Genomic DNA, 21,836 nt, shown 5'->3' with positions numbered 1-21,836 from the left:
GCTCACCGGCACGGGAAAACGCGCCGATGGCTGTGGGAACGGGCCTGAGATCGGTGTGGGAGCGGCCCTCGAAACGGCGCAGCAACGGCTGAGGGAAGAGAGCGGCGGGAACGGCGATGGGAATGGCGGCGGGAACGGCGGCGGGAAGGGCTGAGGGAACGGCGGCCGGACGGCTCGGCGAGTGGTGTGGCGAAGGCGGGTGGGGGCGAGGTGGGAGGAACAGGTGGAACAAGGAAGGGGAGGTCAGTGGGAGTCGGCGGCGCGGCGGGCTCGTTGTTCGCACCACGCGCAGCCCTCCGCGACGCCCACGGAGGCGAAGCCGATCAGCAGGTGCACCGCGTTGCCGATGAGGCCGGCGTCCATCGACCCACCCGACTCGCTCACCCCGAACGCGAACACGACCAGGTACACGACACCCGTCATCGAGCCGACCAGCCGCGCCACCCGGGTCCGCACCGCCGCCGCCCCGATCACCACACCGCTCACCAGGTGCAGCACCGCCCATCCCGGCTCGGACCGCACGAGGTCCGCCACGCCCCACGCGACCAGCAGCACGCCCAGGACCACGGCCGCCCGCTGCGGCCACGCCAGGCTCACCGGGCCCGCCACCACGGCGACCACCCCTTCCGTCCCGCGCGACCCAGGCTCGACGGCGCACGAGCGCTACTCATCATCGAGCAACGAGCGCAACCGGGCCAAGGACCGGCTCAACAGCCGCGAGACGTGCATCTGCGACACGCCGACCGAGTCCGCGATCTGGCTCTGCGTCATGCCGCGGAAGAAGCGCAGCACCACGATCCGCCTCTCCCTCTTGGGCAGCCCGCGCAGCATCGGGTCCAACGCGTGGTGCAGCTCGACGACCTCCAGAGCCGGGTCGTCGCTGATCAGCCGTTCGGCGTAGTTCAACTCCTCGCTGATCGACTGCTCGTCCAACGACAGCAGGTGGTACGCCGACGTCGCGTGCAGCCCCTCGTAGACCTGGTCCACCCCGATGCCGAGGTGCCTGGCGACCTCGCTGGGCGTCGGCGTGCGCCCGGACACGCGGGACAGCTCCACCCGCGCCGTGTCGATGGCGACGCACAGCTCCTTCAACCGCCGCGGCACGCGCAGCGCCCACCCCTGGTCACGCAGGTACCGCCGCACCTCACCGGTGATCGTCGGCACGGCGAACGCCAGGAAGTCGATACCGCGCGTGACGTCGAACCGGTCCACGGCGTTGATCAGCCCGACCGCCGCCACCTGCCGCAGGTCCTCCACGGACTCGCCGCGCTCGGCGAACCGGTCGGCGATGTGCCTGGCCATCGGCAGGTGCTCGGTGACCAACCGGTCACGCAGCCGCTGGTAGCGCTCGCCGTCCCGCTCGGCTTCCGCCAGCTCGTGGAACAGCGGCTGGTAGTCCACCGCGTTCATGCCCGACACCTCAGCTCGACCCGCAACCGACCCTCCCCGTCAACCCAGGTGGCCACCGCGTCGGTCACGGAGCTGACGACCCGCCAGTACAACGAGTCATGATCGGGCACGGTGACGGCCGATGACCGGACCTCCGCCCGGAAGCGGACGGAATCACCTTCCCGGGCGAACCGGCACCGCAGGACGGCCGACGGGTCCAGGGTCCGGGAGATCAGTGCGCTGCACGCCTCGTCGACGGCGATGATCAGGTCGACGGCCAGGTCGGGGGTGCGCCGCGCGACCGCGCCGGCGACCGCGCGGATGACCGAGAGGTGGGCCGGTCTGGCCGCCACCCTGAGCTCCACCTCCGAGCCGTCCATGTGTGGCGAACGCTCCTCACAACCCTCGTCGCAGTAGCCGGGGGCATACCCACGGACCCCTCCCGCTACACCAGTCCACACAGGACTGAGCAACAGAATCGTGAAAGCCGAACATGCCGTGGGCTGGTTCATCACGGTTTGCGAACAGCGGTAGGTAACCCTGTGATCGGAGTCATACTGATCGCCTCCCCGACATCCCCGGAGGCGCCTGGTGCTCGAGGCGAACAACCTTGAGGTGGTCTACGACGACGTGATGTTGGTGCTGCGCGGCGTGAGCCTGAGGGTCCCGGAGGGGCGGATCGTCGCCCTGCTCGGCGCGAACGGAGCGGGCAAGACGACGCTGCTGCGCGCGCTGTCCGGCCTGCTCGACGTGCACGACGGCAAGGTCACGCGCGGCGGGATCACCCTGGACGGCGATCCGATCCACCGCGCCTCGCCGACGCGCATCGCGTCGCTCGGCGTGAAGCAGGCGCTGGAGGGCAGGCGCATCCTGGCCGAGCTGTCGGTCGAGGAGAACCTGCGCATCGGCGGGCACAGCAGGCCGCGCGGCATCAAGCAGAACCTGGACCGGATGTACGAGTTGTTCCCCAGGCTGCGCGAACGGCGGCGGCAGAGCGCGGGCTACCTGTCCGGCGGCGAGCAGCAGATGCTGTCCATCGGCCGGGCGCTGATGTCCGAGCCTCGCTACCTGCTGCTGGACGAGCCGAGCCTGGGCCTGGCCCCGCTCATGGTCCAGCAGATCCGCGACCTCATCGTGAAGATCAACGCGGCCGGCACGACCGTGCTGCTGGTCGAGCAGAACGCGACCATGGCGCTGTCCATCGCCGACCACGGCTACGTGCTGGAGACGGGCAAGGTCGTGATGGACAAGCCGGCCGCCGCGCTGCTGGCCGACGAGGACGTGCGCGAGTTCTACCTGGGCCTGCGCGGTGAGGGCGCCGCGCAGTCGTTCCGCGACGTGAAGCACTACAAGCGGCGGAAGCGGTGGTTGTCGTGAGCCGAGCAGCGCAGAGCCGGGAAGCCGGGGCGAACGTGCTCGAAGTGCGGGACGTGCGGCTGGCGTTCGACGGCGTCACCGCCGTGGACGGCGTGTCGTTCCACGTCGCCGCGGGCGAGCTGTTCGCCATCATCGGGCCCAACGGCGCGGGCAAGACGTCGATCTTCAACGTGCTGTCCGGCGTCTACCGGCCACAGCAGGGGTCGGTGCGGTTCCAGGGCGAGGAGGTGCTGGGCAGGCGCCCGCACAAGGTCGCCGCCATGGGCATCGCCAGGACGTTCCAGAACATCGAGCTGTTCGCCCACCTCACCGTGGTGGAGAACCTGATGCTGGGCCGGCACAACCACATGCGGTACGGGGCGCTGGCCGCGTTCGCGTGGGTCGGCCGGGCCCGGCGCGAGGAGCTGGCCAACCGGGAGGCGGTCGAGGAGGTCATCGACTTCCTCGAGCTGGAGCAGTGGCGGCGCCTGCCGGTGGGCCTGCTGCCGTACGGCGTGCAGAAGCGCGTGGAACTCGGGCGCGCGCTGGCGATGGAGCCGAAGGTGCTGCTGCTGGACGAGCCGGTCGCGGGCATGAACGTCGAGGAGACCGAGGACATGGCGCGGTTCGTGCTCGACGTCCGCGACGAGCTCGGCATCGCGATGGTCATGGTCGAGCACGACATGGGCCTGGTGATGGACCTCGCCGACCGGGTGATGGTGCTGGACTTCGGCAAGCCGATCCGCACCGGCACGCCCGCCGAGGTGCAGCAGGACCCCGACGTCGTGCGCGCCTACCTCGGCGAGGCGCACCAGAGCGCGGGAGGCGCGGCATGACGACGGCCACCACCACCGGGCTCACCACCATCGTGACCCGCGTCCGCGACCGGGCCGCCCGCACGCCGGACGCGGTGGCGTTGCGGGCCAAGGACTTCGGCATCTGGCGCGAGGTGAGCTGGGCGCGGTACTGGGCGCAGGCCGAGCTGGTCGGCCACGCCCTGCTGGCGCTCGGCGTCGACGCGGGCGACCGGGTCGCGATCCACTCGGAGAACCGCCGCGAGTGGCTCTACACCGACATCGGCGCGGCGGCCGTGCGGGCGGTCACCGTGGGCCTGTACCCGACGAACCCGGCCGCCGAGGTCGCGTACCTGCTGTCGCACTCCGCGACCCGCGTGCTCATCGCCGAGGACCAGGAGCAGGTGGACAAGGCGCTGGCCGTGCTGGACGCCCTGCCCGACCTGGAGCGCATCGTGTACATCGAGCCGCGCGGCATCCGGCACCGCTACGACAACCCGAAGCTGCTGTCGTGGGACGACTTCCTGGCGATGGGCGCGGAGCACCGGGAGCGGAACCCGGACGCGGTCGCGCGCCGGATGCGCGAGGTCGAGGCGGACGACGTGATGACGTTGATCTACACCTCGGGCACGACCGGGCCGCCCAAGGGCGCGATGCTGACCGTGGCGAACGTCGAGTTCGCCGTCCAGTCGCTGGTCGAGGGCGGCGGGTTCACCGAACCGCCGCCGTCACCGAAGGACATCACGCTGTCCTACCTGCCGCTGTGCCACGTCGCCGAACGCATCTTCACCACGTGGTTCAGCGCGTCGGCCGGGGTGCAGGTGCACTTCGCCGAGTCCATCGAGACGGTGCAGGCGAACCTGCGCGAGGTGCAGCCGACGATCCTGTTCGGCGTGCCCCGCATCTGGGAGAAGGTGTTGGCGGCCATCACGATCAGCGCGTCCAGCGCCACCTGGCTCAAGCGGGCGACCACCCGGTTCTGGCTGCGCGTGGCCGACGGCCTCGGCGATCACCTGGTGCGCAACGGCGGCAGGCACACCGTCGGCACGCGGCTGAAGTACGGCATCGGCTGGCTGTTCTGCTTCCGCGCGTTGAAGGCGCGGATCGGGCTGCGGCACGTCCGGTACGCCGCGTCGGGCGCCGCGCCCATCTCGCCGCAGGTGCTGCGGTTCTTCATGGGCATCGGCGTGCCGATGCACGAGGTGTACGGGATGACCGAGAACAGCGCCGTCGCCACCGGCAACCGGCCCGGCCGGGTGAAGCTCGGCACGGTCGGCGAACCGCACCCCGGCGTGGAGCTGCGGATCGCCGACGACGGCGAGATCCAGACCAGGCACGCGGGCGTGTTCGCCGGCTACTGGCGCGACGAGGAGGCCACCCGGCGGGCGATGACCCCGGACGGCTGGCTGCGCACCGGCGACGTCGGCGAGTGGGTCGACGGCAAGCACGTGCGGATCACCGACCGGATGAAGGACATCATCATCACCGCGGGCGGCAAGAACGTGGCGCCGTCGGAGGTCGAGAACGCGCTGAAGTCCTCGCCGTACATCAAGGAGGCGATCGTGCTCGGCGACCGGCGCCCGTACCTGGTGGCGCTGATCGGCATCGAGTACGACACCGTCGGCCACTGGGCCAGGCAACGCCGGATCACCTACACCACCTACCGCGACCTCGCGGAGAAGGACGAGGTGCGCGAGTTGGTGCAGGGCATCGTGACCGAGGTCAACGGGCGGTTCGCCACCGTGGAGCAGGTCAAGAAGTTCCGCATGCTGCCGAAGGAGCTCGACCACGAGGACGGTGAGCTGACCGCGACGCAGAAGGTCAAGCGGTCGGCACTGGCCAAGGTGTTCGGCGAGCTCGTCGACGACATGTACGCCGGGGGGCGCGGATGACCGAGTTCCTGCAATCGCTGATCCGGGGCCTGGGCTCGGGGTCGATCTACGCGCTGCTGGCGCTGGGCTTCGTCATCATCTACAAGTCCACCAGGGTGATCAGCTTCGCCCAGCCGGCGTTCATGCTGGCGGGCGCGGTGCTGGTCAGCTACCTGGCCGCGGAGGTCGGGTTCTTCGCGGCCGTGCCGATCGCGGCGGTGCTGATCGCCGTGCTGGCGCTGGGCGTGGAGCGGACCGTGCTGCGGCCGATGATCGGCAAGCCGGTGTTCGTGGTCGCGATCATCACCATCGGCGTGGACGTGGTGGTGCGCGTGGTGACGAACGCGTTCATCGGGCTGGACGTGCGGCAGGTCGGCGACCCGTGGGGCCTGTCGACGGTGACGCTGCTCGGCGTCGAGGTGCAGCAGCGGTACCTGGTCATGTTCGGCACGACGGTGGTCGTGGTCGCGGTGCTGTTCGCGTTCTTCCGGTTCTCCCGGGTGGGGCTGGCGATGCGCGCGGTGGCCTACGACCAGGAGGTCGCGCTGGCGCAGGGCATCTCGGTCGGTTCGGTGTTCGCGCTGTCGTGGGCGATCGCGGGTGGTCTGGCGGCGTTGGCCGGGGTGTTCGTGGCCACCGGCGCGGGCGTGGACCAGCAGCTGTGGGTGATCGCGCTGAAGGCGTTGCCGGCGATCATCCTCGGCGGGCTGGACTCGCTGGGCGGCGCGGTCGTCGGCGGGCTGGCCGTCGGGGTCGTGGAGTCGCTGGTCGGCACCTACCAGGGTGACGTGGCGCCGTGGCTCGGGCCGAACTTCGCGCTGGTCGCGCCGTACGTGCTGATGTTGGTCGTGCTGCTCGTGCGGCCCTACGGGCTGTTCGGCAGCAAGGAGGTGGAGCGGCTGTGAAGGGTCGTCCGGAGCTTTACACCTCCTACGCGCAGGACATGGCGTTCCTCAACACGCGCCCCAAGCGGACGTGGACGGGGGCGTTGGTGGTGGTGGCGCTGCTGGTGCCGTTCGCCATCACCGACGACCTGCTGATGTTGCTGGCCACCGGGTTCGTGGCGGCGATCGGCGCGATCGGGTTGAACATCGTGACCGGGTACGCCGGGCAGGTGTCGTTGGGGCACGCGTTCTTCCTGGCCATCGGCGCGTACACCGGCGCGGCGCTCTCCGGGGACCCGGACGGGCGGGTGCTCGGGTTCGGGGTGACGTCGCTGCCCGTGTGGCTGCTGGCGTCCGGGCTGGTGGCGGGGCTCGCGGGGCTGGTCGTGGCGCCGATCGCGGTCCGGTTGCGCGGGCTGTACCTGGCGATCGTGACGCTGGGGCTGGTGTTCCTCGGCGAGCACGTGTTCCGCGAGTGGACGTCGTTGACCGGCGGTCCGGGCGTGGGCCGGCCGGCGGCGGTGCCGGAGCTGTTCGGCGTGCGGCTGGACCGGCCGTCGGAGTTCTTCAGCGGGCCGCAGCAGCTCTACCTGCTGATGTTCGTCCTGCTGGTGATCTTCGCGGTGCTGGCGCGCAACCTGGTGCGGTCGCGGATCGGGCGGGCGTTCGCGGCGGTGCGCGACCGCGACCTGGCGGCGGCCGTGATCGGCGTCGACCTGACCCGGTACAAGGCGCTGGCGTTCGCCGTGTCGTCGTTCTACGCCGGTGTCGCGGGCTCGTTGTTGTTCGTGGTCAACGGGTTCTTCGACCCCGGCTCGTTCGGCCTGCTGCTGTCGGTGCAGTACATCGCCATGGTGCTCATCGGCGGCGCGGGCACCATCTCCGGCGCGATCATGGGCGCGCTGTTCATCACGCTGCTGCCGCGCATCACCCGGGAACTCCCGACGGTGCTGCCGTTCATCAGCGCAGACGCGACCGGTGCGGTCACGGTGTTCCAGGTCGAGGCGGTCCTCTACGGGCTGCTGATCGTGGTGTTCCTGATCGTGGAGCCACGTGGCCTGTTCGGTATCTGGGTGCGCGTCCGCAACTACTGGCGCACTTGGCCTTTCTCGTACTGAAAGGGTGGATGGGATGGCAAGTCACAGAGCGGTGCTCGCGGTGCTCTCCGTGGTGGCGCTGGCCGCCGTCGCGTGTCGCGGTGGCGACGGCGCGGCGCCGCAGGAGGGCAAGGGCGGTATCAAGGTCGACTTCGGCGTGACCAGCGAGCCGTGCCCGGACACCGGCCACAGTGACCGGGGCTGCATCTACCTCGGGTCGATCTCCGACCTGACCGAAGGGCCGTTCAAGACGCTCGCGGTGCCGATCACGGAGTCGCAGAAGGCGTTCTGGAAGCGCGTCAACGACAAGGGCGGCATCGGCGGCTACGACGTCGACGTGACCACGTACGTCAAGGACAACAAGTACAACCCGCAGATCCACAACCAGGTCTACCAGGAGATGAAGGGCAAGGTCCTGGCCCTGGCGCAGACCCTGGGCTCGCCGACGACCGCGGCGATCCTGCCCGACCTGGAGAGCACGCAGATGGTCAGCGTGCCCGCGTCGTGGACGTCGCTGTGGGGCGTGGAGGAGGTCGTCCTGGAATCGGGCGCGAACTACTGCGTCGAGTCGATGAACTCGGTCGACTACGCGGTGGACGAGCTCGGCGCGAAGAGCGTGATGGCCGTGCACCTGCCCGGTGACTACGGCGACGACGCGGCGGCGGGCGCGAAGATCGCGGCGGAGAAGCGCGGCGTGGCGTACTCCAACGCGGTCACCCAGACCGGCCAGGACAACCAGGGCGGCGCGATCGACGCGGTGCTGGCGAACAAGCCGGACGTGGTCATCCTGACCACCGGTCCGACCGACGCGGCGGTGATCATCGGCCAGACGGCGGCGCGCGGGTTCAAGGGCAAGTTCATCGGCACGTCGCCGACGTGGAACCAGGGCCTGATGCAGAGCCCCGCGGCGCCCGCGATCAAGGCGCTGTACCTGCAGTCCGCGCCGTGGAAGTCGTGGGCGACGGACTCGCCGGGGCACAAGGCGCTGCGCGAGGCCCTGCCGAGCGTGACGCCGAACGACGGCTACACGGCCGGGTGGGTGTGGTCGTACCCGTTGAAGGCGGCGCTGGAGAAGGCGGCCTCGAACAAGGACCTGACCAGGGCCGGTGTGCTCGCGGCCGTGCGGCAGCTGAACTCGGTGGACTACGAGGGCATGCTGCCCCAGGGCGCGGGCAACTTCGCCGGCAACTCGAACGACGCCACGTTCCGGCAGACGTTGATCTACAAGCCGGACGAGCAGGCGGCGACCGGTGTCGGGCTGGTGGAGGACTTCTTCACGGGGCCGACGGCGAAGGACTTCAAGTTCGAGAAGCCCTGCTACGCCTGATGTCGCCCGGCTGCACCTGATGGATCGACGTGCCCCGGCCGCGGCCCCGCGCGGCCGGGGCACGTCGTCCCTCAGCCGGTCGTGGGGCGTTGTCCGTCAGCCGGCCGGGGTCAGGGTCGGGTCCGCCCAGACGCCCACGCGTTCCGGCCCCGGGCAGTCGCTCGGGTCCTCCGCCAACGGCTCGACGCCGATGGTCAGCAGGCGCGCGCCCGTGACGGGGAGGTCCACCGGTTGCGGGGTGGGGCCGGTGTTCGCGATCTCGGCCGCCCGGTGGTCGTCGACGAGGACGTAGAAGTCGAGTTCTTTCGTCGCCAATGAATCGTCCGCGATCGCGACCTGGGCGGTGAACCGGTCGTATTTGCCGTCCAGTGCGAATGTCAGCTGGGCGGACGAGCACCAGGCTCCGGTGGCGGAAACGGATTTGGGGTAGGTCACCTTCCGCACCTTCGCGGGGGCGGCCGTCCACGGGCTCTCGACGTACATGTCGTCGATCGAGCTGCTGTCGACCGGTGGCAGGTCGGAGAGCCAGATCGTGCCCGGTCTCGCGGCGGCGACGCTCTCCGTGGTCGAGGTCGTGGCCTGCGGTGATGTGGTCGGAAGGGCGGGGGCCGCGGTGGTGGCGGGCTCGGCGTCGAACGTGCTGCCGATGGCGATCCCCAGCGCCAGCACGGCCACGCCGGCCGCCGACAGCCAGAGCGCCGGTCCCGGTTTGCGGCGCACGTGAGCGGTGTTCAAGTCCTGGTCATCCATGTCGGCGACCCCTTCAGGTCCAAAGACGTGAGCCGAACTCGGGATAATGCCGGGTAATGCCTCGACCGGCGCAGCACGTTAACACCGGATCGGTCGGCACGCGCCGAAAACGTCAATTCGAGTGGTTTCGTGAGTTGTCCGCACAATTGCGGCGGTGGATCGGAATGCGCACCCTCGCGCGTCGCGGGACGGCGTCGGCGGGACGCTCGGCCGGGGGGCGGGCGGTGGTGATGAGCGGGCGTCGGGCGGGCCCCGGTCGCGTGCGGCCGCGAAGCGGGTTGACGGTTCGACGTATCACCGGGCCTCGTGCGTGCTCCATAGGGATGTCGAGCATCGCGGGAGGGTGGAATGGGCCAGACGAGTGGCCGGGCGGTTCTGCAGGTCCACCCGACCAGGCTGTGCAACCTGCGCTGCCTGCACTGCTACTCCAGCTCGGGCCCGGACGTCGCCGAGGCCATCCCGATCTCCGTGCTGTCGGCCGTGGTGCGTGACGCGGCCGCGCTCGGCTACGACGTGCTGAACGTTTCCGGTGGTGAGCCGTTCCTGTACCCGGAACTGCCCGCGCTGCTGCGCGCCGCCCGCGAGGCCGGGCTGCGGACGACCGTCACGACGAACGCGGTGGCGTTGACGCAGCGCCGCATCGGCCTCGTGCGCGGGCTGGTCGACCTGGTGGCCGTGTCGCTGGACGGTGATCGCGCCACGCACGACCGGATCCGTGATCGGGAAGGGTGCTTCGAGAAGGCGTTGGCGGGCATCCGCCGGCTCACCGAGGTCGGGCTCCCGGTCGGCGTGATCACCACGTTGACCCAGGGGAATGCCACCCAACTGGGTGAAGTCGCACTGGCCGCGGTCCAATCGGGCGCTCTGCTTCTCCAGGTTCACCCGTTGGAGCCGGAAGGCGCCGCGAACAGGTTGATGGCCGGTGAGCGCCCGGACGCCGTCGAGCTGGCGTACGCGGCGGTGGAGCTGGGCCGCATCGCCGAGGAACACGGCCTGGCCGTCCAGCTGGACGCCGTGCCGCGCACCATGCTGGCCCGCAAGCCGGAGGCGTTCATGGCCGCGCCGGTCGACGACGGGCAACCCCTCGGCCGCTGGCTCACCCCGCTGGTGATCGAGGCGAACGGCGCGGCGGTGCCGGTGTCGTACGGCTTCGACCGCCGGTACGGGTTGGGCAACGTCCAGACCCGCTCGCTGGCGGAGCTGGCGCGCTACTGGGACGCGGCGCCGTTCCTCGCCCTGTGCCGCGCCACGTGGCTGCGCCTGGTCGAAGGCCGGACCGGGCCCTTGATCCCGTGGTACGGCCACCTGGTCCGCGCGTCGAGGGCGCAGCGCCCGGCGACGGCTGGTCGTTGAGGGCCGGACGGTCGGCGCGGTTGGCGGTTGCGCGGTCGGTGGTCAGCGGGACAGGAGGTCCGCGGCCTCCAGGGTGTTGATCACCCGGTCGGGGGTGACGCCGCACTCCTCGGCACGCTCGCAGCCGAACGACAGCCAGTCCAGCTGCCCCGGTGCGTGCGCGTCGCTGTCGATCGCGAACGTGCACCCCAGCTCGACCGCCAGCCGCAGCAGCCTGCCCGGCGGGTCGCGGCGCTCCGGCCGCGAGTTGATCTCCACCGCCGTGCCGTGCTCGACGCACGCCGAGAACACCGCCTCCGCGTCGAACGTCGACTCCGGCCGCCCCTTGCCGACCACCAGCCGTCCCGTGCAGTGCCCGAGCACGTCGACGTGCGGGTTGGACACCGCGGCCACCATCCGCCGCGTCATCTCCGGCGCCGCCATCCGCAGCTTCGAGTGCGCGCTGGCGACCACGAGGTCGAGCCGCTGGAGCAGCTCGGGCCGCTGGTCGAGCGCGCCGTCGTCGAGGATGTCCACCTCGATGCCGGTCAGGATCCGGAACGGCGCCAGCTCGGCGTTCAGCTCCGCCACCACGTCCAGCTGCTCGAGCAGCCGGTCCGCGGACAGCCCGTTGGCCACCGTGAGCCGGGGCGAGTGGTCGGTCAGCACGATCCACGAGTGCCCGAGGTCGCGCGCGGTCTCGGCCATCTCCCGGATCGGGCTGCCGCCGTCCGACCAGTCGGAGTGCGTGTGGCAGTCGCCCTTCAGCAACGCCCGCAGCGCCTGCCCGCCCACCACCGGCTCGCGGAACCGGCTCAGGTAGGCCGGCTCGCGCCCGGCGACGGCGTCCGCGATCACGCCGGCGGTGGCCTTGCCGATGCCGGGCAGGTCGGTCAGGGTGCCCGCCGCGACCCGCCGCGCCACCTCCCCGTCCGGCAACGCCGCCAGCACCTCGGCGGCCTTGCGGAACGCCCGGACGCGGTAGGTGGGTTCACCGGCGCGCTCCAGCTGGAACGCCACCTGTCGCAGTGCCCAGAGCGGATCCACACCCCATTGTCTACCCGGACCGGCGCGGTGGTGCGCGTCGACGTTCTCGACTTGGCAGCGGTGCGCGCGAAAACCTTGCGGCCGAACGCGTGCGGAACCGAGGATGTCCGCCATGTCCCCACGTGCCGGCACGGTCGGGTCGCGACGCAGGCCCAGCAAGGGCGACCTCACCTCGCAGGCGATCCTCGACACGGCCGAGCGGCTGCTGCAGACCCGTTCCCTGGACGACATCGCGGTCGACGAACTGGCCTCGGGAGCGGGCATCTCGCGGTCGACGTTCTACTTCCACTTCGCGTCGCGGGAAGCGGTGCTGCACGCGTTGTCCGGTGGAGTCCTCGACGCCCTCTACGAGTCGGCGTCGTCGTGGCTGCGGCGCGGGAGCGAACCGCCCGAGGCCTCGATCCGGCGCGCGTTGGGCGCGAGCCTCGCGGTGTGGCGCGAGCACGGGCCGGTGCTGCGCGCCGCCGTACGGGCCCGTGACACCGACCCGTTGATGCGGGAGTTCTGGGCCGGCGTCGCCCACCGGTTCGTGGAGGCGACCGCGTCGCGGATCGAGCTCGAGCGGGAGGCGGGCGTCGCTCCGGCGGGCCCGGACGCCAAGTCGTTGGCGGCGGTGTTGGTGGCGATGAACGAGCAGGCCTTCCTGAGCCGTTCGCGGTCCCGCCGGTCGGCGGCGCGGGACCGCGAGCTGGTCGACACCCTGACGTGCGTCTGGTTGCGTTCGGTCTACGGCACCGGCTCGTAGGATCGCCGGTGTGCACGACGACCCCGAGCTGATCGCCATGGTCCACGACGCCCACGTCCGGGGGCTCGGGCACGAAGAGGTGTTCACCGCGCTCGGTGGACGTGGGGTGCCGAAGTCGGCGGCGATCGTCTACTACGCCAAGGGCGCCGGCGTGCCCGACGACGAAGCCCGCCGGTTGGTCGAGGGCAGCCCGTTGTGGGACCCGCGCGTGCAGGAGGATCGAGAGGCGTTCCAGGAGGACGTGGAACGCCTCTGGTTCCTGATGCTGCTGATCGCGTCGGTTGAGCCCTCGGCGTTGGACGATCCCGGTGACGACGAGGTGCTGCTCCGTCAGGCCCGTGCTCGCGCGCACCTCGTGGAGGTGGCCGCGTTGCTGCCCCGGGAGGCGTTGGCCCCGTACGACGGACACCTGGCCGACGGCCTGCACGCCGACGCGTTCGCGGACCTGGTGGCGGTGGCGCGCGAGCACGGCCTGCCCGACGACGGCTGGCGCGGGCTGGCGGAGGTCGCGGACCAGCTGTGCCTGCACGAGTGGGAGGACGGACCGGAGGAAGAGGAGTTCGTGGCCGCCGCCCGCTTCCTCCGCGCGCGCTGAACCGTCAGCGGAACCAGGTGCCGGTGAGGGCCTGGCGGTAGCCCAACGCGCGGTAGACGGCGTCCACAAGGGACTGGCCGCGGGCATTGACGCCCAGGCCCGGCCCCATCTTCGTCATCGCGTAGCCGAACGACATCCGCGCGCCGGGGTCTGCGAAGCCCAGCGAACCGCCCATCCCGGAGTGCCCGAACGCGTCCTCCGACATCGCCACCCCGCGTTCCACGGCGGGCAGGCGCCGGTTGGCCGCCGCCTTCATGAACCCGGCCGAGAACCGGGTCGGCGCGAGCAGCATCTCGTCGAACCCGGCCGACTCCACCCCCGACATGACCGGGAGCTGCGCCTCGTCCACCAGCCGCACGCCGTTGTACTCGCCGCCCGACGCGAGTGGCCGGTACATCTGCGCCAGGCCGCGCGCGTTGCTCATCCCGCCGACCGAGCCGTACTGCGCCGCGTGGGCCTCCCGGGTGTTCGACGCCGCGACGTAACCGCCGGTGTTGCCCAGCAGCAGCCCCTGCATCGACCCGGGCTCGGACAGCCCGGTCACGTACATGCCCGGCAGCGCCTCGCCGCGCTCGACGGGGACGGTGGGCGCGACCAGCGGTTCCAGGTCGTCGGGCAGCGTCAGCCAGAAGTCCAGCCCCAGCGGACCGGAGACCTCCTTCTCGAAGAACTCGGCCAGCGCCAGCCCGGACACCCGCCGGATCACCTCGCCGATCAGGTGCCCGAACGTCAACGCGTGGTAGCCGTGCCGCGTGCCGGGCGCCCAGAACGGCTCCTGCCGCGCCAGCAGGCCCGTCATCAGCTCCCAGTCGAGCATCCCGCCCGGCGGCACCGGCTCCCGCACCGCGGTCAACCCGGCCTGGTGCGACAGCAGGTGCCGCACCAGCGTGTCCGCCTTGCCGTTCTGCCCGAACTCCGGCCAGTACGCGGTGACCGGCGCGTCGAGGTCCAGCTCGCCCCGGGACGCCAGCACGTGCGCGCACAACGCGGTCGCGCCCTTGGTGCACGACCACACGTGCGTGATCGTGTCCTCGGTCCACGGCCGCCCGCCCGCGTCGCCGCCCCACAGGTCGACCACGGTCTCGCCGTCGAGCGTCACGTGCACGCCACCGCCGAGCTCGCCGCGTTCGGCGAAGTTGCGTTCGAACTCGGCGCGGACCTCGGCGAACTCGTCGGCGCAGGTGCCCTCGACCGTCATGGACCCTCCAGGTGCGGTTGTCTGCCGCCATGCCACCACCGTGAGCCACGCCACGTGAGTAGGGATTCCTCAGTGGGTAGGGTGGTGGCCGCTCCGACGGCGGGAGGTCGCCTGTTGTCGTCTTTCGTCGGCCGGTCCTTCTTCGGCCGGGAGGCCGAGTTGGCGGCCGTGTTCGACGCGGTCGAGCGCGTGCCCGCGGCCGGGTTGGTGGCTGTCGTCGTGTCGGGCGAGCCCGGGATCGGCAAGTCCAGCCTGGTGGCCGAGGCGTGCCGCCGGCTGCGCGACCGGGGGTGCGCGGTGGCCGCCGCCGAGTCGGACGACGTGAGCAGGCGCATCCCGTACGCGGCGGTGGCCACGGCGTTGCGGTCGGTGGCGGTCGCGCCGGGTGGGGCGGGGTCGCGTGAGGTGCGCGCCGCGGTGGAGGCGTTGGAGCTGACGGCGGCGCCCGACGCGACCTGGTTCGGCCGGTCGTGCGAGGTGGTGGCACGGGCGCTGGCCGCGCTCACCGCCGAACGGCCCGCCGCGCTCGTGCTGGACGACGTCGACCAGGTGGACGACGACTCGCTGGCCATGCTCGCCGTGGTGCTGCGCAGGGTCACGGCCGCGCCGTTGGTGCTGATCACGGCGGTGCGCGAGCACCACCGGAACCCCGGCGTGGAGGAGCTGCTCGACCGGCTCGAACGGCACGCCGACGTGGTGCGCGTGCGGCTGGCCCCGTTGAGCGGCGGTGACGTGGCGCGGATCGTGGAGACCGTGCTGGGCACGCCGGTGGACGACGGCCTGGCGCACGAGGTCCACCAGCGGGCGGACGGCAACCCGTTCTTCGCGGTCGAGATCGCCCGGTCGCTGCGCGAACTGGACCTGGTCGCGGTGGACGGCAACCGGGCCCGGCTCACCGTGTCGCCGTCGGCGATCCGGCTGACCAGGCGGGAAGCGGTGCTGCGGCGGGTCGCGCCGCTGGACCGGGACACCAGGGCGGTCGCCCGCGCGGTGTCGATCTTCCGGCGGGTGCGGCTCGACCAGATCGGGCTGCTCGCGCGGGTGTCGTCGCTGCCCGAGGAGACGGTGGTGGACGCGTTCGACGGGCTGCTGCGGGCGCACATCGTGGTGCGGGACGAAGATCGGGGCTACCGCTTCTCGCACGCGCTGGTCGGTGAGGCGTTGTACCAGGAGATCGGGCCCGCCCAGCGTCGGCACCTGCACAGCCTGATCAGCGCGCGGCTGCTGGACGACCGGGCGCGCGGGCTGGCGGTCGACGAGATGGAGCTGGCCTGGCACCTGGCCGAGTCCGCGCCGCCGGGCGACCTGCGCGCGGTGCGGGTGATGGCGCAGGCCGCCGCGGCGAACCGCGCGACGGCGCCCGAGACGGCGGCGGCGTTGTGCGCGCGGGCGTTGGAGCTGCTGCCGGTGGCCGCGCCGGAACGGGCCGGGCTGCTGGCCTCGCAGTGCCGGGCGCTGGCGCACGCGTCCCGGCCCGGTGCGGCGATCGAGCCCGGTCTGGCGGCGTTGGCGGCGCTGCCTGCCGGTGCGGAGCGGTCGCGGTGCGCGATGGTGGTGCTGACCAGCATGTTCCTGGTCGGGAGGTTCGCGGAGGCGTTGCGGCTGGTGGACGCGGAGCTGGCGGCTGCGGGGGTGGCGGGGGCGCCGGCGGCGTTGCACGCGCAGCGGGCGTTGTTGTTGGTGTTCACCGGGCGTCACGCCGAGGCGTTGGTCGCCGCGGAGCGGACCGAGGCGATGCCGCTGACGTCGGCCGCCGAGGGCGTGGTGGTGTTCGACCGGCTGGCGGTCGTCACGTCGATGCTGTTCCGGCACGACAAGACGGTCGACTACGCGAACCGGTCGCTGGCCGCGGCGGACGGACAGCCCGCGTTGGAGCTGCAGGCGTTGGCGGTGAGCGCGTCGACGGGCGCGTTGGCCGGTCTGGTGCACGACGCGTCGTGGCGGTTGCGGCGGGCGGAGGAGCTGCGGGAACGGGCGGGCGGGCACGCGTTCCGCGGTGAGCTGGAGATGGCGCGGGTGGCGCTGGACTGGTTCGGCGGTGAGTGGGACGCGTGCCTGGAGCGGGTGGGGCGGGCGGCGGCGGAGTTGGAGTCGCGGCAGGAGCTGATGATGCTGGACGGGCTGCGCGCGATCGAGCTGGAGGTGCGCACCTGGCGGGGTGAGCTGGACGTCGCCGCGCGGTTGGCCGCGTTCGGGGTGCCGAACAGCCCCAACATGTCCCGCCTGCACGCGTTGGCGATGTCCGGGTACCTGGCGGCGCGGGGTGACGTGGAGGGCGCGCGGCGGGTGCTGGTGGAGGCGGTCGACGACGACGGGACGTCGGCGTACGGCTGCGAGTTGCTGGGCCGGTTGGTCGAGCTGGACCTGGCCGGTGGTCGGGTGGACGACGCGCGGCGGGTGCTGGGGAGGCTGCGGGCCGTGGCGGCCGATCGGGTGTCGCCGTGGACCCGGACGACGGTCCGGCGGGTGGTCGGGCTGGTCGAGCGGGACGGTGCGGTGCTGCGTGAGGCGGTGCGCGAGGCGGAGGTCGGTGGGCTGGTGTTCGAGCGGGCACGGGGGCAGTTGGCGTTGGGGCTGGTGGACGGGGCGGCCGTGGACGAGCTGCTCGAGGCGTATGCGGTGTTCCAGCGGGTTGGTGCGCACGGGTTGCGTCGGCAGGCTGGGGCGAGGTTGAAGGAGTTGGGTGCGAAGGTGCCGCGGGCGCGCGGGCGGGGGCGGGCGTCCGGGGTGTTGACGGCGGCGGAGGAGAACGTCGCGCGGTTGGTGCAGCAGGGGATGCGCAACCGGGACATCGCGGCGGCGTTGCACTACAGCCCGCGGACGATCGAGGTGTACCTGTCGCGGATCTACGCGAAGTTGCGGGTGTCGTCGCGGTTGGAGTTGGCGCGGGTGTTGGACGGGGTGGGTGGGTTGGAGGGGGCGGACGGGCGGGGGTAGGGCTTAGTTGTTGTGGAAGCCGCACTGACTCGGTGGTAGGCCGGGCGTGTTGGGTCGGTGGTGTGGCGGGTGGGTCGGTGGTGCAGCCCTCAATGGTTCAACCCTCGGTGGTTCAGTCCCGGTGGTTCGGCCCCGGTGGGCAAGGCCGGCTCGATTTGACATGGGCCTCGGTGGGGTGTGGCGGGTCCGTTGTGGGCTCGTTGATAACACCAGCCTGCTGGTGGTTGTTGGGGTGAGGAGGGGTATGCGTACCGCGTTTACGACGTGTCCGTTGTGTGAGGCGACCTGTGGGTTGGAGTTGACGATCGAGGGGGATCGGATCACTGGTGTTCGTGGTGATCGGCAGGACACGTTCAGCGGTGGTTTCCTCTGTCCCAAGGGTGCGTCGTTGGGGGCGTTGGACGCTGATCCGGATCGGTTGCGCGGGCCGTTGGCGCGGCGTGGTGGGTCGTTCGAGGCGGTGTCGTGGGGTGAGGCGTTCGCGCTGGTCGATCGAGGTTTGAGTGAGATTATCGGTGAGCATGGTCGGGATTCGGTTGCCCTGTACTTGGGGAATCCGACGGTGCACTCGTTGGCCGGTGGGCTGTACGCGGGTGGGTTGAGGAAGGCGTTGGGGTCGCGCAATTTCTTCACCGCGGCGACGGTCGACCAGATGCCCAAGCACGTGTCGTCCGGGCTGCTCTACGGGGGGATGTATTCGATTCCGGTGCCGGATGTCGACCGGACGGACTTTTTGTTGTTGTTGGGGGCGGATCCGTTTTCGTCGAACGGCAGTCTGTGGACGGTTCCGGATGTGCCGGGGCGGTTGAAGGCGTTGCGTCGGCGTGGTGGGGCGTTCGTGGTGGTCGATCCGCGGCGCAGTCGGACGGCGGCGGCTGCCGATCAGCACTTGGCGATCGTGCCGGGCACGGACGTGTTCCTGCTGCTGGCGATGGTGAACGAGTTGTTCGCGGCGTCGTTGGTCGACCTGAAGGACCTCGCGCCGCACGTGAACGGGGTGGAAGGGGTGCGGGAGCTGTCCCGGCCGTTCACGCCGGAGGCGGTGGCGGCGCGGTGTGGCATCGGGGCGGAGGAGATCCGGGCGTTGACGCATCGGCTCGCGGCGGCGTCGCGGGCGGCGGTGTACGGGCGGATCGGCACGACGACGGTCGAGTTCGGCACAGTGGCCAGTTGGTTGGTGGACGTGCTGAACGTCCTGACCGGGAACCTGGATCGGGTTGGTGGGGCGATGTTCCCGATGCCCGCGCACATGCGGCGGGGGACGGGGTCGGGCAAGGGGTTCGCCACCGGGCGGTGGCGCAGTCGCGTGCGGGGGCTGCCCGAGGTGGCGGGGGAGTTCCCGGTCGTCACGTTGGCCGATGAGATCGAGACGCCCGGTGAGGGGCAGGTCCGGGCGTTGGTGACGGTGGCGGGGAACCCGGCGTTGTCGGTGCCCAACTCGGGTCGGTTGGACGCCGCTTTGTCCACTTTGGACTTCATGGTGTCGGTCGACCCGTACCTCAACGAGACGACGCGGCACGCGGACGTGATCCTGCCGCCTCCGCCGCCGAGCAGGCGTGCCCATTACGACTTGGCGTTCCTGTCGTTCACGGTGCGGAACGTGGCGAAGTACTCGCGGCCCCCCGTGCCGCTCGGAGCGGACGAGGTGGACGAGGGTGAGATCCTGTTGCGGTTGACCGGGATCCTGGCCGGGCTCGGGGCGGACGCGGATCTCGACGCGTTGGTCGGGCTGTCGGGGGAGTCCGGGTACAGCCGTGAGGAACGGCTGTTGGACGCCCGGTTGCGGGCCGGGGCGTACGGGTTGTCGGTGGACGACTTGCTGGAACGGCCGCACGGGGTCGACTTGGGGGCGTTGACGAGTCGGGTGCCGGAAGTCCTGCGCACGCCGTCCGGGCGGATCGAGCTGTGCCCGGAGCCGATCGCGGCCGACGTGCCGCGGGTGCTGGCGGCGTTGCGAAGGCCCGTTGACGGGTTGGTGCTGGTGGGGCGGCGACACCTGCGGTCGAACAACTCGTGGCTGCACAACGTGCCCGCGTTGGTGAAGGGCAAGCAGTTGTGCACGTTGCTGGTCAACCCGGCCGATGCCGCGCGGCTGGGTCTCGAGGACGGCGGGCCGGCGCGGGTGGCGTCGCGGGTCGGCGAGGTCGAGGTGACCGTGGAGGTCAGCGCCGACATGGCCGCCGGGGTGGTCAGCCTGCCGCACGGGTGGGGCCACGACCGGCCGGGCACGCGACTCGCCACCGCGCGCGCCCACCCCGGCGTCAACGTCAACCTGCTCACCGACGACCTGGCCGTGGACCCGCTGTCGGGCACCGCCGTGCTCAACGGCGTCCACGTGCGCGTCACCCCTTCCGCAGTCCAGTGAGGAGCACCGCCATGCCCGCGACCACGGCACGCGTCATCGCCGACCTGCCTTTCACCGCCGCCCAGGCGCACGACGACCGGGTGGCGTGGCGCCACTCGCGTGACGGGCAGTGGCACGACCTGACGTTCACCGAGGTCGCCGAGTGGGTCATGGAACTGGCGTCCGGGCTGGTGCACCTGGGTGTCGAGCCGGGGGACCGGGTGTGCGTGCTGGCGGACACCAGGGTCGAGTGGTCGGCGGCGGAGCTGGCGGTGCTCGCGGCGGGTGGTGTCGTGGTGCCGATCTACCCGTCGAGCGCGGCGGAGGAGTGCGCGTGGATCATCGGCGACTCGGGTGCGGTGCTCGTGATCGCGGAGGACGACGCGCAGCGGGACAAGGTCGAGTCGATCCGCGAGCAGGTGCCCTCGTTGCGGGACGTGATCGTGATCGAGGGTGGCGGGTTGGACGAGCTGCGGTCGCAGGGGCGCACGTCGCCGTTGCCGGACGAGCTGGACGACCGCCGTGCGGCGATCGACCCGGACGACCCGACCGTGATCATCTACACCTCGGGCACCACGGGTCCGCCCAAGGGCTGCGTGCTCACCAACCGGAACTGGCTGACGATGTGCCGGCTCAGCGAGGAGCTGTCGTACGTCCTGCCCGACGACGTGGCGTACCTGTTCCTGCCGCTGGCGCACGTGTTCGCGCAGATCGTGCACCTGGGCGCGCTCTACACGGGCCACGCGGTCGCGTTCTACGGCGGCGACACGTCGAAGGTCGTGGCGGAGCTGGCGCAGGTGCGGCCGACGTTCCTGCCGTCCGTGCCCCGGATCTTCGAGAAGATCTACACCGCCGCCACGGCCGGCGTGCCGGCGGAGCGGTTGCGGCAGGCGGTGGAGGTCGGGCTGGCGGTGCGCCGGGCGCAGGCCGCCGGCCGGCCGTTGCCGCCCGACCTGGCGGCCGCGTTCGAGCAGGTGGACCCGGTGTTCGCCAAGGTCCGGGCGATCTTCGGGGGCAGGCTGCGGCAGGCGTTGTCGGGCGCGGCGCCGATCTCGGTGGAGGTGCTGGAGTTCTTCACGGCCGCCGGCGTGCCCGTGCTGGAGGGGTACGGCATGAGCGAGTCCACGGGTGTCGGCACGGTGAACACGCTGGCGCGGCACAAGCTCGGCTCGGTCGGCACGTTCGGGATGGCGGGCCTGCAGCTCAAGGTGGCCGAGGACGGCGAGCTGCTGATGCAGGGACCGCACGTGTTCGCGGGCTACTGGAACAACCCCGCCGCCACCGCTGAAGTGCTGACCGACGGCTGGCTGCACACCGGCGACCTCGGCGAGGTCGACGACGACGGCTTCGTCACCATCACGGGCCGCAAGAAGGACATCATCATCACCGCCGGCGGCAAGAACATCGCGCCCGCGAACGTCGAGAACCAGCTCCGCCAGTCGCGCTGGATCTCGCACGCGGTGGTCTACGGGGACCTCAAGCCGTACCTGGTCGCGCTGATCACCTTGGACGTGGACGAGATCGTGCCGTGGGCGAAGGCCCGGGGTCTGCCGACCGACCTGCCCGCGCTGGCCCGCACGTCCGAGGTGCGGGACCTGATCCAGGGCGTGGTGGACGAGGCGAACTCCCACTTCGCGCACGTCTCGCAGATCAAGCGCTTCACCGTGCTGGACCGCGACCTGAGCCAGGACGAGGGCGAGCTGACCCCGACGTTGAAGGTGAAGCGGAAGGTCGTGCACTCCACGCACGCCGCGCTGTACGACGGGCTCTACAGCTGATCCACTGTCGGGCGTGGATCGGCGGCGGCCCGACGACGACGTCTGGTAAGTCGCGCGGCCGGGGTCCTGTGGCGGGTTCCAGGTCGACGCCCGGTCGTGCGGCGAGCCGCCGTTCCCGCTGCGGTGAGGGAGGTCGGGTGGTGGATCGGACGGCGTTGGACGTGCTCGTGACGAGCATGGCGGGTCGGGATGGCGAGCAGGTGTTCCGCGAGCTGCGGGAACGGGGGAAGTCGCCGGTCGAGACCACCTACGTCGCGTCACGCGTCCTGGGGCTCTCGACGGCGGAAGCGAAGGCCGCGCTCTTCGCGAGCGACGCGTGGCGTGACCGGCGGGAGGACTGGGTGCGGTTGCACGACGAGGTTGCAAAGCAGGCTTTGCAACGCTAGCTTTGC

Annotated in this window: 19 protein-coding genes; 13 read left to right on the top strand and 6 right to left on the bottom strand. The window is 71.3% G+C overall.

All coding sequences use genetic code 11. The annotated features are described in order from the left end of the window. Positions 1-243: 243 nt before the first annotated feature. From LNK82_RS42300 to LNK82_RS42290, 3 genes are read right to left on the bottom strand one after another with little or no spacing between them, the layout of a single operon-like run. Entirely contained in the window at positions 244-621 is a 378-nt protein-coding gene (locus tag LNK82_RS42300) for a hypothetical protein (RefSeq protein ID WP_230566251.1), read from the bottom strand. A gap of 42 nt (positions 622-663) precedes the next feature. Beyond that, positions 664-1,410: a SigB/SigF/SigG family RNA polymerase sigma factor gene (locus LNK82_RS42295; protein ID WP_230566250.1), complete on the bottom strand. Its 747-nt coding sequence runs from the start codon at positions 1,408-1,410 to the stop codon at positions 664-666. Further along, positions 1,407-1,769 carry an ATP-binding protein gene (locus LNK82_RS42290; protein ID WP_230566249.1) on the bottom strand — a complete coding sequence of 121 codons (363 nt, stop codon included), beginning with the start codon at positions 1,767-1,769 and terminating at the stop codon, positions 1,407-1,409. The genes LNK82_RS42295 and LNK82_RS42290 overlap by 4 nt, the downstream gene beginning before the upstream one ends. Before the next feature lie 211 nt (positions 1,770-1,980). Here LNK82_RS42290 and LNK82_RS42285 point away from each other — a divergent pair, with 211 nt between their 5' ends. Genes LNK82_RS42285 through LNK82_RS42260 form a run of 6 tightly spaced genes read left to right on the top strand, consistent with a single transcriptional unit; the run spans position 1,981 to position 8,718 of the window. Then, positions 1,981-2,766: an ABC transporter ATP-binding protein gene (locus LNK82_RS42285; protein WP_230566248.1), complete on the top strand. Its 786-nt coding sequence runs from the start codon at positions 1,981-1,983 to the stop codon at positions 2,764-2,766. Next, positions 2,763-3,581: an ABC transporter ATP-binding protein gene (locus tag LNK82_RS42280; RefSeq protein ID WP_230566247.1), complete on the top strand. Its 819-nt coding sequence runs from the start codon at positions 2,763-2,765 to the stop codon at positions 3,579-3,581. The genes LNK82_RS42285 and LNK82_RS42280 overlap by 4 nt, the downstream gene beginning before the upstream one ends. Continuing rightward, a complete protein-coding gene (locus LNK82_RS42275; RefSeq protein WP_230566246.1) occupies positions 3,578-5,431 on the top strand; it encodes an AMP-dependent synthetase/ligase in 1,854 nt (617 codons plus the stop codon). The genes LNK82_RS42280 and LNK82_RS42275 overlap by 4 nt, the downstream gene beginning before the upstream one ends. Continuing rightward, positions 5,428-6,315, top strand: coding sequence for a branched-chain amino acid ABC transporter permease (locus LNK82_RS42270; protein ID WP_230566245.1), 888 nt, complete (start codon positions 5,428-5,430; stop codon positions 6,313-6,315). The genes LNK82_RS42275 and LNK82_RS42270 overlap by 4 nt, the downstream gene beginning before the upstream one ends. Beyond that, the gene (locus tag LNK82_RS42265; protein ID WP_230566244.1) at positions 6,312-7,412 is read left to right on the top strand and encodes a branched-chain amino acid ABC transporter permease; all 1,101 of its coding nucleotides are present in this window, start codon (positions 6,312-6,314) and stop codon (positions 7,410-7,412) included. The genes LNK82_RS42270 and LNK82_RS42265 overlap by 4 nt, the downstream gene beginning before the upstream one ends. Positions 7,413-7,425: 13 nt before the next feature. After that, positions 7,426-8,718: an ABC transporter substrate-binding protein gene (locus tag LNK82_RS42260; protein WP_230566243.1), complete on the top strand. Its 1,293-nt coding sequence runs from the start codon at positions 7,426-7,428 to the stop codon at positions 8,716-8,718. 96 nt (positions 8,719-8,814) lie between these two features. Here LNK82_RS42260 and LNK82_RS42255 read toward each other — a convergent pair whose 3' ends face one another. Beyond that, the gene (locus LNK82_RS42255; protein WP_230566242.1) at positions 8,815-9,468 is read right to left on the bottom strand and encodes an NPCBM/NEW2 domain-containing protein; all 654 of its coding nucleotides are present in this window, start codon (positions 9,466-9,468) and stop codon (positions 8,815-8,817) included. 348 nt (positions 9,469-9,816) lie between these two features. On the opposite strand from LNK82_RS42255, the gene LNK82_RS42250 reads away from it, so the two are divergent. Next, the gene (locus LNK82_RS42250) at positions 9,817-10,821 is read left to right on the top strand and encodes a radical SAM protein (RefSeq protein ID WP_230566241.1); all 1,005 of its coding nucleotides are present in this window, start codon (positions 9,817-9,819) and stop codon (positions 10,819-10,821) included. Positions 10,822-10,863: 42 nt separating this feature from the next. Here the strand turns inward: LNK82_RS42250 and LNK82_RS42245 are convergent, their stop codons facing one another. After that, positions 10,864-11,847, bottom strand: coding sequence for a PHP domain-containing protein (locus LNK82_RS42245; protein WP_230566240.1), 984 nt, complete (start codon positions 11,845-11,847; stop codon positions 10,864-10,866). 112 nt (positions 11,848-11,959) lie between these two features. Here LNK82_RS42245 and LNK82_RS42240 point away from each other — a divergent pair, with 112 nt between their 5' ends. Beyond that, positions 11,960-12,592 carry a TetR/AcrR family transcriptional regulator gene (locus tag LNK82_RS42240; RefSeq protein WP_230566239.1) on the top strand — a complete coding sequence of 211 codons (633 nt, stop codon included), beginning with the start codon at positions 11,960-11,962 and terminating at the stop codon, positions 12,590-12,592. Between the two features lie 10 nt (positions 12,593-12,602). Next, complete coding sequence (locus LNK82_RS42235; RefSeq protein WP_230566238.1) at positions 12,603-13,187, top strand: hypothetical protein; 585 nt, start codon at positions 12,603-12,605, stop codon at positions 13,185-13,187. Positions 13,188-13,191: 4 nt separating this feature from the next. Here LNK82_RS42235 and LNK82_RS42230 read toward each other — a convergent pair whose 3' ends face one another. Further along, on the bottom strand, positions 13,192-14,385 hold the full coding sequence (locus LNK82_RS42230; RefSeq protein WP_230566237.1) for a serine hydrolase domain-containing protein: 1,194 nt from the start codon (positions 14,383-14,385) through the stop codon (positions 13,192-13,194). Between the two features lie 114 nt (positions 14,386-14,499). Here LNK82_RS42230 and LNK82_RS42225 point away from each other — a divergent pair, with 114 nt between their 5' ends. From LNK82_RS42225 to LNK82_RS42210, 4 genes are all read left to right on the top strand, one after another. Further along, complete coding sequence (locus tag LNK82_RS42225) at positions 14,500-17,322, top strand: ATP-binding protein (protein WP_230566236.1); 2,823 nt, start codon at positions 14,500-14,502, stop codon at positions 17,320-17,322. 244 nt (positions 17,323-17,566) lie between these two features. Next, on the top strand, positions 17,567-19,687 hold the full coding sequence (locus LNK82_RS42220) for a molybdopterin-dependent oxidoreductase (protein WP_230566235.1): 2,121 nt from the start codon (positions 17,567-17,569) through the stop codon (positions 19,685-19,687). Positions 19,688-19,698: 11 nt separating this feature from the next. Further along, a complete protein-coding gene (locus LNK82_RS42215; RefSeq protein ID WP_230566234.1) occupies positions 19,699-21,444 on the top strand; it encodes an AMP-dependent synthetase/ligase in 1,746 nt (581 codons plus the stop codon). Positions 21,445-21,581: 137 nt separating this feature from the next. Continuing rightward, positions 21,582-21,830 (top strand): hypothetical protein, encoded by a 249-nt coding sequence (locus LNK82_RS42210; protein ID WP_230566233.1) that lies wholly within the window; start codon positions 21,582-21,584, stop codon positions 21,828-21,830. The last annotated feature ends 6 nt before the right edge of the window (positions 21,831-21,836 follow it).

The sequence above is a fragment of the Saccharothrix luteola genome (assembly GCF_020859565.1).
In the GTDB taxonomy this organism is placed as follows: Bacteria; Actinomycetota; Actinomycetes; order Mycobacteriales; family Pseudonocardiaceae; genus Actinosynnema; species Actinosynnema luteola.
The sequence above is the reverse complement of the archived record's forward strand: the minus strand, read 5'-3'. Positions and strand labels throughout refer to the sequence as shown.

Bases quoted from the DNA above. Each gene is read 5' to 3' on its own strand.
- LNK82_RS42295 (WP_230566250.1), bottom strand. From the start codon at position 1,410: ATGAACGCGGTGGACTACCAGCCGCTGTTCCACGAGCTGGCGGAAGCC.
- LNK82_RS42290 (WP_230566249.1), bottom strand. From the start codon at position 1,769: ATGGACGGCTCGGAGGTGGAGCTCAGGGTGGCGGCCAGACCGGCCCAC.
- LNK82_RS42275 (WP_230566246.1), top strand. From the start codon at position 3,578: ATGACGACGGCCACCACCACCGGGCTCACCACCATCGTGACCCGCGTC.
- LNK82_RS42270 (WP_230566245.1), top strand. From the start codon at position 5,428: ATGACCGAGTTCCTGCAATCGCTGATCCGGGGCCTGGGCTCGGGGTCG.
- LNK82_RS42260 (WP_230566243.1), top strand. From the start codon at position 7,426: ATGGCAAGTCACAGAGCGGTGCTCGCGGTGCTCTCCGTGGTGGCGCTG.
- LNK82_RS42255 (WP_230566242.1), bottom strand. From the start codon at position 9,468: ATGGATGACCAGGACTTGAACACCGCTCACGTGCGCCGCAAACCGGGA.
- LNK82_RS42250 (WP_230566241.1), top strand. From the start codon at position 9,817: ATGGGCCAGACGAGTGGCCGGGCGGTTCTGCAGGTCCACCCGACCAGG.
- LNK82_RS42240 (WP_230566239.1), top strand. From the start codon at position 11,960: ATGTCCCCACGTGCCGGCACGGTCGGGTCGCGACGCAGGCCCAGCAAG.
- LNK82_RS42230 (WP_230566237.1), bottom strand. From the start codon at position 14,385: ATGACGGTCGAGGGCACCTGCGCCGACGAGTTCGCCGAGGTCCGCGCC.
- LNK82_RS42220 (WP_230566235.1), top strand. From the start codon at position 17,567: ATGCGTACCGCGTTTACGACGTGTCCGTTGTGTGAGGCGACCTGTGGG.
- LNK82_RS42215 (WP_230566234.1), top strand. From the start codon at position 19,699: ATGCCCGCGACCACGGCACGCGTCATCGCCGACCTGCCTTTCACCGCC.